The sequence below is a fragment of the Chitinophaga terrae (ex Kim and Jung 2007) genome, from assembly GCF_900107795.1.
In the GTDB taxonomy this organism is placed as follows: Bacteria; Bacteroidota; Bacteroidia; order Chitinophagales; family Chitinophagaceae; genus Chitinophaga; species Chitinophaga terrae.
Genome location: NZ_FNRL01000039.1, coordinates 1 through 408, shown reverse-complemented (window position 1 = coordinate 408; position 408 = coordinate 1). Strand labels below are relative to the sequence as shown.

Genomic DNA, 408 nt, shown 5'->3' with positions numbered 1-408 from the left:
TCCCAAAAACAAAAAAGTCACACCGTTTCCGATGTGACCTCAACTCTTGCGGACCGGACAGGACTCGACCCCGTCTCTACGGATCAAGTTGAATAATTGGGGGATTAGGTAAAAATTAAGCATATAGTTTGGTTAACCTGTAGAGAAAAAATTCAACGTCCCGTACTCCTCTGAGTGCATTTCTGAAGGACTTTATCTTGGCATTGAAAGATTCAGCAGCGGCGTTAGTTGCCCGGTTATTGAAGAAGTTGAGAATACCTAGATAATGAGTTCTCATAGTCCTGGCAACAGTTTTAAAAGATAATATTCCTGCTTCTTCTACGTCGTTATACCATAGGGCTAATTTTTTGAATGCATCCTCTTTACATTTACAATTTCTGTAAATTTCACCCAGTCGCAGGGATAGTT

1 protein-coding gene is annotated in these 408 nt (G+C 40.4%); it reads right to left on the bottom strand.

The features are described 5' to 3' along the window. Window positions 1–115 precede the first annotated feature (115 nt). A partial coding sequence (locus tag BLV62_RS25995) for a transposase (RefSeq protein ID WP_211118339.1) occupies window positions 116–408 on the bottom strand: 293 nt, incomplete at its 5' end.